11 protein-coding genes are annotated in these 9,853 nt (G+C 47.9%); 6 read left to right on the forward strand and 5 right to left on the reverse strand.

Annotated features, from left to right (window positions below):
- The first annotated feature begins 14 nt into the window (after nt 1-14).
- The 4 genes from rbsB (at nt 15) to tal (ending at nt 4,100) form a co-directional block, all read left to right on the forward strand.
- Complete coding sequence (gene rbsB / locus GZ78_RS20125; protein WP_236631628.1) at nt 15-1,025, forward strand: ribose ABC transporter substrate-binding protein RbsB; 1,011 nt, start codon at nt 15-17, stop codon at nt 1,023-1,025.
- Between the two features lie 16 nt (nt 1,026-1,041).
- Nucleotides 1,042-2,019, forward strand: coding sequence for a ribokinase (gene rbsK / locus GZ78_RS20130; protein WP_051786379.1), 978 nt, complete (start codon nt 1,042-1,044; stop codon nt 2,017-2,019).
- A gap of 12 nt (nt 2,020-2,031) precedes the next feature.
- Nucleotides 2,032-3,042 (forward strand): LacI family DNA-binding transcriptional regulator, encoded by a 1,011-nt coding sequence (locus GZ78_RS20135; RefSeq protein ID WP_034840126.1) that lies wholly within the window; start codon nt 2,032-2,034, stop codon nt 3,040-3,042.
- A 107-nt stretch (nt 3,043-3,149) separates the two neighbouring features.
- Nucleotides 3,150-4,100, forward strand: a complete 951-nt coding sequence (gene tal, locus GZ78_RS20140) for a transaldolase (RefSeq protein ID WP_034840129.1) — start codon at nt 3,150-3,152, stop codon at nt 4,098-4,100.
- Between the two features lie 29 nt (nt 4,101-4,129).
- On the opposite strand, the gene GZ78_RS20145 is transcribed toward tal, so the two are convergent.
- From GZ78_RS20145 to GZ78_RS20155, 3 genes are all read right to left on the reverse strand, one after another.
- On the reverse strand, nt 4,130-5,722 hold the full coding sequence (locus GZ78_RS20145; RefSeq protein WP_034840132.1) for a GMC family oxidoreductase: 1,593 nt from the start codon (nt 5,720-5,722) through the stop codon (nt 4,130-4,132).
- Nucleotides 5,715-6,167: a hypothetical protein gene (locus GZ78_RS20150; RefSeq protein WP_034840135.1), complete on the reverse strand. Its 453-nt coding sequence runs from the start codon at nt 6,165-6,167 to the stop codon at nt 5,715-5,717. The genes GZ78_RS20145 and GZ78_RS20150 overlap by 8 nt, the downstream gene beginning before the upstream one ends.
- A gap of 153 nt (nt 6,168-6,320) precedes the next feature.
- Nucleotides 6,321-6,740 (reverse strand): hotdog fold thioesterase, encoded by a 420-nt coding sequence (locus GZ78_RS20155; protein WP_034840138.1) that lies wholly within the window; start codon nt 6,738-6,740, stop codon nt 6,321-6,323.
- Between the two features lie 84 nt (nt 6,741-6,824).
- Between GZ78_RS20155 and GZ78_RS20160 the strand changes: the two genes are divergently transcribed.
- The gene (locus tag GZ78_RS20160; RefSeq protein WP_034840139.1) at nt 6,825-7,253 is read left to right on the forward strand and encodes a hypothetical protein; all 429 of its coding nucleotides are present in this window, start codon (nt 6,825-6,827) and stop codon (nt 7,251-7,253) included.
- Nucleotides 7,254-7,256: 3 nt separating this feature from the next.
- On the opposite strand, the gene GZ78_RS20165 is transcribed toward GZ78_RS20160, so the two are convergent.
- On the reverse strand, nt 7,257-8,591 hold the full coding sequence (locus GZ78_RS20165) for a PhoPQ-activated protein PqaA family protein (RefSeq protein WP_034840141.1): 1,335 nt from the start codon (nt 8,589-8,591) through the stop codon (nt 7,257-7,259).
- A 264-nt stretch (nt 8,592-8,855) separates the two neighbouring features.
- Between GZ78_RS20165 and GZ78_RS20175 the strand changes: the two genes are divergently transcribed.
- Nucleotides 8,856-9,371, forward strand: coding sequence for a GNAT family N-acetyltransferase (locus GZ78_RS20175; protein WP_034840144.1), 516 nt, complete (start codon nt 8,856-8,858; stop codon nt 9,369-9,371).
- 70 nt (nt 9,372-9,441) lie between these two features.
- On the opposite strand, the gene GZ78_RS20180 is transcribed toward GZ78_RS20175, so the two are convergent.
- A partial coding sequence (locus GZ78_RS20180) for an RNA-guided endonuclease InsQ/TnpB family protein (protein ID WP_034840145.1) occupies nt 9,442-9,853 on the reverse strand: 412 nt, incomplete at its 5' end.

Genomic DNA, 9,853 nt, shown 5'->3' on the forward strand with positions numbered 1-9,853 from the left:
TGAGGTTGTTGTCCATGATCTTCTCCATGAATGCCCATAGCGAGCAAAAAGTAGTTTGTTCCAATATCAAGTGTGAAAAGAAGGAGAGCAAACCATTTTTTAATATCAAGAGAGCACTGGCCGTTGCCCTGACTGCAGGTCTGGCTCTGACAGGCTGCAGCAAGCCTGAAGAAGGCTCCACGGGTACTGAATCATCCGGCGCTTCCGATCAGAAATCGATGGCGCTGGTGGTGTCTACCTTGAACAATCCTTTCTTTGTCACCCTGAAAGAAGGGGCTGAGAAAAAAGCTCAGGAGCTGGGTTATGACCTGGTGATTCTGGATTCCCAGAATGATTCCGCCAGGGAAATGACCAACACCGAAGACCTGACGGTGCGTGGTGTCAGTGCCATTCTGCTGAACCCCGCTGACTCTGACGCTGCAGCTAATTCTGTACGTGCTGCCAACCGTGCAGAAATTCCAGTCATTACTCTTGATCGTGGAGCTAATGGTGGTGATGTAGTTTCCCACGTAGCTTCCGACAATATTGCCGGTGGTGAAATGGCTGGTGAATTCATTGCCAAGAAACTGGGCGGTGAAGGTCAGGTGATTCAGCTGGAAGGTGTACCCGGCACTTCGGCTGCCCGTGAGCGTGGTGAAGGCTTCATGAAAGCTGTCAAGGCTACCAACCTTGAGCTGGTGGCCACTCAGCCCGCAGATTTTGATCGCACCAAGGCGTTGAATGTGACTGAAAACCTGCTGCAGGCCCATCCAGATGTCAAAGCCATTTTTGCACAGAATGATGAAATGGCACTGGGAGCATTGAAAGCTGTACAAGCGGCGAAAAAAGATATCATCGTCGTAGGTTTTGACGGTACTGAAGAAGGTATCAAGTCTGTAGAAGAAGGTGGTCTTGCGGCTACTATCGCGCAGCAGGCATCCATGATTGGTGAAGTGGGTGTGGAAACCGCTGATAAGGCCATCAAGGGCGAAGAGGTTGAAGTCTACACACCTGTAGAGTTGAAGCTGATCACGAAGCAGTCCTGAATATAGAGATAGATCCATGACTAAACAGATTCTTGTTCTTGGCAGTGTGAATGCAGACCATGTATTGAAAGTGGATGCTTTTCCCCGTCCCGGTGAGACGGTTACCGGTAGTCGTTACGATGTAATACCAGGTGGAAAGGGCGCTAATCAGGCTGTAGCCAGTGCCAGGCTGGGTGGCAATACACACTTTCTTGCTTGTGTAGGACAAGACGCTTTTGGTCGTGAAATTGTCGATAAGTTTGCAGAAGATGGTATTGATACTTCTCTGGTTGAACAGGTAGAAGGGTTGAATACCGGTGTAGCTTTGATTTTTGTGGATGGGCATGCAGAAAATTGCATTGGTATTGCTGCCGAAGCTAATGCAGCATTAACCCCTGAGCGGGTTCTGGAGAAAAAGGCCGAGATCGCGGGTACAGACTACCTGCTTATGCAGCTGGAAACACCAGAAGCATCCATTCTCGAAGCGGCAAAAATCGCTCGTAGTACAGGCGTAACTGTTGTTCTCAATCCAGCACCTGCACGTCCATTGTCTGATGAACTGTTAGCCAATGTTGACATGATCACCCCTAATCAGACTGAAGCAGAATTATTGACGGGGGTTGCTGTCCATAATCCGGAAAGTGCTTGTCAGGCCGCTTTAGTGTTACATGACAAGGGTATTTCGACGGTTGTTATCACTATGGGCAGGCTGGGGGCTCTGATTTCTGATCAGCAGGGAGCCCGGATTGTTCCAAGCTTTGACGTATCTGCGAACGATACTACCGCAGCAGGCGATACCTTTAATGGTGCACTGTTGGTAAAGCTGGCGGAAGGAATAGGCATCGATGGTGCAGCGCGCTTTGCCAATGCTGCCGCAGGCATTTCGGTCACTCGCAGTGGTGCCCAGACATCTATCCCGGGAAGGGATGAAACAGAACAGTTTCTGGCTGAGCGCATGCCGCACTGTGATGCCCATAGCTCAGAAAATGTACAACAGATTATGATAGAACGGTAAGAGAGCGGCGCTATGGCAACGATCAAGGATGTTGCAAAGCAGGCAGGAGTATCTATTTCAACGGTCTCTCATGTTCTTAATGGTACCCGCTTTGTCAGTGAAGATAAGGCATACCGGGTCAGGCAGGCTGTTGAGGCATTGAATTATAAACCCAGTGCTGTTGCCCGCAGTTTGAAAACAAATAAAACCTACACCATTGGTATGCTGACAGGCTCGAATGCCAATCCGTTTTTTGCGGAAGTGATTCATGGTGTAGAAGCAACCTGTTATGAGCGGGGATATCATCTGGTACTGTGTAATTCCGATGATAACCTGGATAAACAGGCATCTTATTTGCAGACCCTGGAAGAAAAGCGCATTGATGGCCTGTTGGTCATGTCGGCTCACAGTGATCCGGGCTTTTTTGAAATGCTGCGAGATCGCTGCCAATGGCCTCTGGTCATTCTTGATTGTCAGGCTCCGGGGATGGAAGCTGATGTCATTATGGAAGACCCAGAGCAGGGAGGGTATGAAGCTACCCGCCATTTGCTGAACAATGGTCATCGCTCCATAGCCTGTATCAGTGGCCCTGCAGATTTGTCTCCCAGCTCTCAGCGGCTGGCAGGCTATCACAGGGCGCTGGAAGAGTCGGGTATACCGGCTGGCTGGATTATTGAAGGGCGTCTGACGGCAGAAAGTGGTTTTGAAGCGGCTAATCGTTTACTGAATGGTCTGGATGATGGACAGCAACCACCATCCGCCTTGTTTGTCGGTAATGATTTGATGGCAATGGGTGTCATTTGTGCCCTTCAGACACGGGGTTACAGGATTCCGGATGATATATCCGTGATAGGTTATGATGATATAGAACTAGCGTCGTATACATCGCCGCCGTTAACTACTATTCATCAGCCTAAGGCAGAACTGGGTAGATTGGCTGCGGATACATTGATTAAACGTATAGAGAATCCCGGACGAAAACCTGAAGTAAAAACACTACGTTCAACATTGGTTGAACGTCAGTCTGTTAAAACTACGATGTAAGTTTGGATTATAAATTTTTCTGTTTAGACAGCTATGAATGATAGAAACAGTTATGGGAAGTTCTTTACTCTTCCGTGCTGTTTAAAATGAAGAGGATCGGGAGTCAAATGAATCAGCTAGAGCAACTCAAGGGTATGACTAAAGTCGTGGCAGACACCGGAGATATCGAAGCTATCCGTCGATATCAGCCTGTAGATGCTACAACCAATCCATCTCTGATTCTGAAAGCCGCTGAACTCCCGGCCTATGAAGCTCTTTTTAACAGTGCACTGGAATATGGCAAGGCAAAGGCTGTTGATAAAACAGCTCAGGTTCAATACGCCTGCGATTGGCTTGCTGTGGCTATCGGTAAGGAAATTCAACAGGTTGTACCGGGTGTTGTATCAACAGAAGTCGATGCTCGTTTGTCATTTAATAAAGAGGCGACGATTGCCAAGGCTCATGAACTGGTTGCTTTGTATCGTGAGCAGGGTGCTGACCCTGATCGTCTTCTGATCAAGATAGCCTCTACCTGGGAAGGTATTGAGGCAGCCAAAGTATTGGAGCAGGAGGGGATCCGTTGCAACCTGACCCTGCTGTTCAGCTTTGCTCAGGCACAGGCCTGTGCGGAAGCCGGCGTATTTCTGGTTTCACCTTTTGTTGGTCGTATTCTCGACTGGTACAAAAAGGCAGAAGGTCGTGACTTTGGCGCGGCTGAAGATCCGGGTGTGGTTTCCGTGACCCGAATTTATAACTACTACAAACAACATGGTTATAGCACGGTAGTCATGGGTGCCAGCTTCCGTAACACGGGTGAAATTATAGAATTGGCAGGCTGTGACTGCCTGACCATCGGACCTGGTCTGTTGGACGATCTGGAGAAAACAGAAGCCACTGTTGTTCAAAAACTGTCTCAGGAAAGTGCAGCTTCCAGCGATGAAAAAGTAGTGCTGGACGAACAGGCGTTCCGCTGGGCAATGAATGAAGACGCCATGGCAACAGAAAAGCTGGCTGAAGGTATCCGCAACTTTGCCAAGGATCAGGTCAAGCTTGAGAAACTGATCGAATCCAGACTGTAAGCTTATTCATGACAGCACTGGGCAGATGCTCAGTTCTCTGCTTCCAGTGTTGGCAGATGGTTCTGTTGAATAAAGTCTGCCAGTCTCAACGACAGAGCTGTTGCCGTCAGTGTAGGGTTGGATGATCCCAGGGTTGGAAAGACACTGGTTCCTACAATGAACAGGTTTTCATGATCGTGAGATCTGAGGTCACTGTTTACGACAGAAGTAGCTGGGTCATGGCCCATTCGGCAGGTACCTGCCACATGATTCTGTAAATCCGGAGAAGTGGAGCTGTGGGCTAAAGTTGATCCAGAAGCAGTGACCATCCACTTCTGACAATCGAGTAAGGCATTTTGTCCTTTCCGTTCATAGTCGCCAAGGTCGTAGTGAATGGCGGGTCTGGGCAGACCCATCGCGTCTCTTCCCTGACCCAGAGAAACTCTGTTGTTGATATCTGGCAGCTGTTCAACAAGGCCTGAAAAAGAAATCTGACTGTTGAATCGATTGGCGCATTCTTGTCGGACATCCGCTGGGTTCTGGTTTGATTTAAACCCCTCAACAAGCATGGCCTGCATATCTTTAGAGCTCAGCCAGCCATGATTGGAAGAAGTCACTCGAAAAGCAGCCCGCTTGGTTCTTTCCTCGCCACCTCTGAATATGTCGACTCCAGCTGATGTGTTCGGTCCTCGAAATGGGTAAACCGGTTCGGGGGTAAAACCGCCGGCATGAGCAGTGCTGTGATCCATTAGATTATGACCCACAATGTTGCTTGAGTTAGCCAGGCCGTTAGGATTTGTTGGGCTGCTGGACAGTAATAGAATCTTGGCTGATTCAATAGCATGTGCCGTTAAAATCACCACTTTTGCCGACAGGTTATGAGACTGTTTGTTCCAGTCCAGATAATCAACACTGCTGACGTTATTGGCTGAATCGGTATTAATATTGTAAACGACGGATTTTGCCTGAATTTTTGCCCCGGCTTTTTCTGCGCTTGCTATGTGTGTGAGTGCCGTATATTTTGCACCCGTTGGGCAGACTGGACTGCAACTGTTACTGCCTTCGCAAATCTCCGGGTTATGGGTTTGAGGGTTATTGGTGAGGTGAAAGAGCTGACCATTATACTCTCTGAATTCAAGCTGTTCCTTGAGCCAGTGATCTGCTGGTGGTAGGTGAAGTGGCGGAAAAGGGTAATTAGCTGATCGGAACGAGCCGAGGTTATCATTATTATCACCTGCTACACCCAGCGCTTTTTCAGCTTTACAGTACCACTTTTCAAGTTCATCGTAGTCAATCGGCCAGTCCACGCCTTTGCCGTAAAGGGAGGCTATTTTGAAATCTTCTGGCAGCATACGAATCGCCAGTCCTGACCAGACCAGTGTTGTGCCTCCTACTCTTCTGAGGTAATCGGTCTTGAAGGGATAGTTGCCGGATAATTCCAGGTAATCTTTTGAAGGCCCCTGAACGGGGGGAGCTTCAGGCCAAGGAGTCTTGCCCTTGATGTAATTGTCGATGGGTGTTGAAAAATTTCTCTCATCCGGGCCAGCTTCCAGCACTGTAACGGAGCAGCGTTTAGCCAGCTCTGTGGCAAGTACTGCACCGACAACACCTGCACCTATGATAATGACATCAGTTTCAGCCATGGTTATCAGACTCCGGAACAATCCACCACTGAGTTCCCTTGGGTATGCCTCTGGGAGAGCATTTCATATTCTTCCATATCAAAGCGTTGACTCGGGCATGCATCCATTCGTCCGGGTCCAGTTGATCAGATTTATTAAACTGCCCCAGCATGATTAAACTCGTCAGGGTATTAAGACTGTTATCACTGATAATGCCTTTTTCAAAATTGAGTACGTCTGTCTGACCCAGTTCCTCGAGGGCTGTAGAGCGAATGAAGGGGAAATCTATTCTCGACTGGTCTTCCGCCGAAAGCCCAAACACTTTGGTACAGGCTTTGATAAAGGCATAGGGGGCTGTGCCAACGATAGATGGTGAAGCCCATAGACAGGGAGCTGTTCCAATAAGTCCTACGGAAAGCAAACATAAAGAAGTGAAACTGCGTCTGGAGAAGTGAGCTGACGACATGATCTACATACCAGAGTGAGAGGGAGACAGAGAGGTTAAAAAACCAGTGCGTATTCAGCTTCAGGTGTATGTAAGAGGACACTACAGATAATAGGTGACCATCTCTGGATGGATCATTCTATTTGTGAATATGGTTATGTGTTTGCTTTCTATTTACCGGCTGATGGCTGACATAGTGAGTCGGGATATGCAGACGAGTTGGCCCTGCTCGTTTTCGATCCTTATTTCCCAGACCTGTGTACTTCTGCCAATATGAACAGCTTTGGCGGTACCGGTCACCTCTCCTGAAAGGGCTGACTTGAGATGGTTAGCATTGATCTCAAGACCCACACAATATTGATCTTTTGCACAGCAAAGGTTGGCTCCCATACTGCCAAGGGTTTCCGCCAGTACAACCGAAGCACCGCCGTGTAAAAGCCCGGCAGGTTGTTTGGCTCTCTCGTCTACGGGCATGGTACCCCGAACAAAATCGTCGCCTATTTCAACTATCTTTATACCCACATGGCTGCACATATTGCCTTCCATTCTCTGGTTCAGGCTTTCTGGAGTGGCTTGGGTCTTCCATATGGACATGGTTGGCACCTTTCATTTTTTATAAGACACACCTTTTAATTATTTAAGGTGTGGATGATTAGTCAGTTTACATGAGGAATTGCTATGAAATCCTGGGCGTCTTTTTCTTCTGTGGATATTCATGGGTCACCAAGGGTTGCAGGAAACAGAACGCCTGGTCTTTGGTTGCTGACAATCCTGCTGCTTTTTGGTTCTGCTGGATTGCAGGCTGAAACGCCAATGAATAATGAGGAAGCATACAGCCAGTGGGAGCAAAAACTCAATCTCACCGATGAGCAGAAGCCGAGGGTCCAGGCCATTTTTAAAGAGAATTTGGAGAATCTTAAAAAGATTCGATCTTCTGACGAGAATCGGCTGAGTAAGGCCAGAGCCCTGAAGACAAACGGTGATGAAATGGAAAAGAAACTGGCGACGGTGCTAAATGACCAACAATTGCAAACCTATCGTGAGTTACGAAAGGAAATGCGGGATAAGTTGCAAGAACACCGTGATCAGAACAAAGTTTCAGAATAGCCCTTAAGGATAAACGTCAGGGGTTACTCTGACTCCTGACGTTAAAATCAGATCCGGATAGGGAGCGTTATCGAAAATCAGCTCAATAAAAAATGCAGACCACCCTTCCCCGGGGGAAGAGGGACAAAACTGATAAGTCCAGGGAGATGAAGAAAAAGGCTCTATGTTCCTGGCTTGATAACCTGTACCCATTTGTATCAGAACATCTTTTCGAAAATCTCTGGCGTTCGGATTATGGCAAACCCAGGCGCGGGCTTCTTTGGGTTTAAGACTGGTTCTGATTTCCAGACCCCCCTCATCCAACTGCCGCCAGTTCATGGCGGGCATATCCTGTTCAGAGATCAAAGCACCAAAAGCTGAGGCTATCACTTCATCCGTATTCACTGAGCTGTCTCTACCCAGGTAGTGACTGGCATTGGGCAAATATCTCAGCCAGGTTAATTCAGATAATTTTGGATAATAAAAGCGAGCAGAGTCTGGTGGAAAGAATTCATCGGCACTGGCGTTAATAATATAGGTTGGCAGAAAGAGCTGGTCTCTATAGACAAAAGGATCAATATCATTGAACAGCTGCTGCATGCCAGGGGATTCCAGACCGGATAAAATGTCATGATCGCTGTCGGCATAATCACTGATGGCACTGGCAAAGCCACCATAAACATTTAGATGATGATAGATGCAGGCCTGAACGTTCAGTACATCGATAACCAGAGGTATAAGGGCTACAACTCTTTGGTCAGCTGCTGCGCTTAACCATGAGATCCAACCCCGTTTAGACGCGCCAGCGACAATGAACTCATCCACTCTGGAGAAGGTTTTGCCACTGAATTTACACAGGGCATCCATAGCCCGGATAACACTTTTCACCATAGGCCATTGAACAGGCATGAAGACATTGTTTTCAGTGTCTTCCAGAAAAGCTTGCCAGGAAAAAGCCACAAGGTCATCTTCAGCTCTGGGAACACCGTCTTGAAAAGTAAGAGGCTGGTTAGGCACATCTCTGAGAATGGCTATGGGGGCTCCGGTTAACTGGCATAAACGTGCGCCATCGACATTTTGTACTGGAGTGGTTTCAAGAGAGGGGTCGTGTCTTGAGCCTCCGTTGATCATAAGCAGGCAGGGTTTTTCTGAGTTTTCTTCTGGCCAGTAAAGCGTTAGGCGGTGATGCCACTCAGGCTGGCGCAAGCCAAATCGTTTGCCTTCTTTCCAAGTCTGGGAGATCAGCTCCAACTGGATAATTGAGACGGATGGAAACTCATCAGAATGGCTCGTATCAAGGTATCGCCAGCTGAAATCGTCATCGTTGTTATTCAGATAGTCGAGAAATATGGGATTCAATGCCAGACCTTTTTGTGACTGAAGCTCCTTTCAGTTTCATCGGCGGTTATTCAGTGAATAACAGTCAGGAGTCATGTGCAAAGGGAGTGGATGCACTCAGTCTATCCTGTCCCGGTAAAAAAACGTTCTCTGCGGCGAACTTTTTTTACCGGGTCGGGGTCGAAGAAAGCAATACACATTTAATTATTGGGTTCAGGTTCTGGTTAAAGCTAAAAAATCGACTAAACCTTATCTTGCCTGATCCTGAAGTTTCTGGAGTCTTTTGTGCAGATTGTTGCTGAAACCCCCCGATTGATCCTGAGAACCTGGCAAGAAGCAGACTTGCAGCCATATGCCGATATAACGGGAATCAGTCTTGATGAACGGCAATACAGTACCCATTCTCCTGCTACAAAAGCAGAAACAGACTTGTGGCGTTTTCAGGTTGAGCTTGACCAAAGAGGCTGGTCCCGCTGGGCGGTTGTGCTTAAAGACAGTAATAAGCTGATAGGCAGCTGTGGGTTCTCCGCTTATGGTGACAGCGTAGAAATGAGCTGGCGTTTTAATCAGGAGTATCGTGGTCGGGGGCTGGTGATTGAAGCGGCTGAAGCAGTGACAGACCTGGGCTTTACAAGGTTGGGTTTTAAGGAAATTATATCTTTTGCCTCACCGCAGAATGAATTTGCCCTGGATGTTATCGAGTCGTTGGGTATGAGTCTTGCGGGCTATGAAGGTTGGTGTAGTGTAACCGTTGCTCGATTTTCACTCACTTCCACTGAAGCCCTCAGTCACCGCTACTAAAAACCTACGACAATCACTGATTATCTGGGTTTATCTACACCGTCAACACGGCTGCATACCGAAGTATGTCTTACGCCACTCTTGTGTAGGGTTTAAGGTCGAGCTGTAACGTGTCTTGACCATATCTATCTAAATTAACTGAGGCGTTGAAGTCTCGGTTATGGTGGGCTTTACAGCTTGGGCAGTCCCACCACTGAACACCAAGAACCACAATATCATTTTTATGGCCACAGGCACTGCATGTCTTGCTGGACGGGAAGAACCTGTCAGCAATGACCACTTCGCGCTGCCGTAATTGGGCCTTGTATTTAATGAACTGGCGCAACATTCCGAAACCTGCGTCGTTCATAGCCCGGGCCAGTTTGTGATTCTTCGTCATGCCACGTACATTCAGGTCTTCAATAGCGATAACGCTGAAGTTTGCCGTCAGATAATCACTGACCTCATGCAGAATGGCCAGACGTTGGTTGCTGATGCGATAG

The organism is Endozoicomonas numazuensis (genome assembly GCF_000722635.1).
Classification (GTDB): domain Bacteria; phylum Pseudomonadota; class Gammaproteobacteria; order Pseudomonadales; family Endozoicomonadaceae; genus Endozoicomonas_A; species Endozoicomonas_A numazuensis.

Bases quoted from the DNA above. Each gene is read 5' to 3' on its own strand.
- rbsB (WP_236631628.1), top strand. From the start codon at position 15: ATGATCTTCTCCATGAATGCCCATAGCGAGCAAAAAGTAGTTTGTTCC.
- rbsK (WP_051786379.1), top strand. From the start codon at position 1,042: ATGACTAAACAGATTCTTGTTCTTGGCAGTGTGAATGCAGACCATGTA.
- GZ78_RS20135 (WP_034840126.1), top strand. From the start codon at position 2,032: ATGGCAACGATCAAGGATGTTGCAAAGCAGGCAGGAGTATCTATTTCA.
- tal (WP_034840129.1), top strand. From the start codon at position 3,150: ATGAATCAGCTAGAGCAACTCAAGGGTATGACTAAAGTCGTGGCAGAC.
- GZ78_RS20145 (WP_034840132.1), bottom strand. From the start codon at position 5,722: ATGGCTGAAACTGATGTCATTATCATAGGTGCAGGTGTTGTCGGTGCA.
- GZ78_RS20150 (WP_034840135.1), bottom strand. From the start codon at position 6,167: ATGTCGTCAGCTCACTTCTCCAGACGCAGTTTCACTTCTTTATGTTTG.
- GZ78_RS20155 (WP_034840138.1), bottom strand. From the start codon at position 6,740: ATGTCCATATGGAAGACCCAAGCCACTCCAGAAAGCCTGAACCAGAGA.
- GZ78_RS20160 (WP_034840139.1), top strand. From the start codon at position 6,825: ATGAAATCCTGGGCGTCTTTTTCTTCTGTGGATATTCATGGGTCACCA.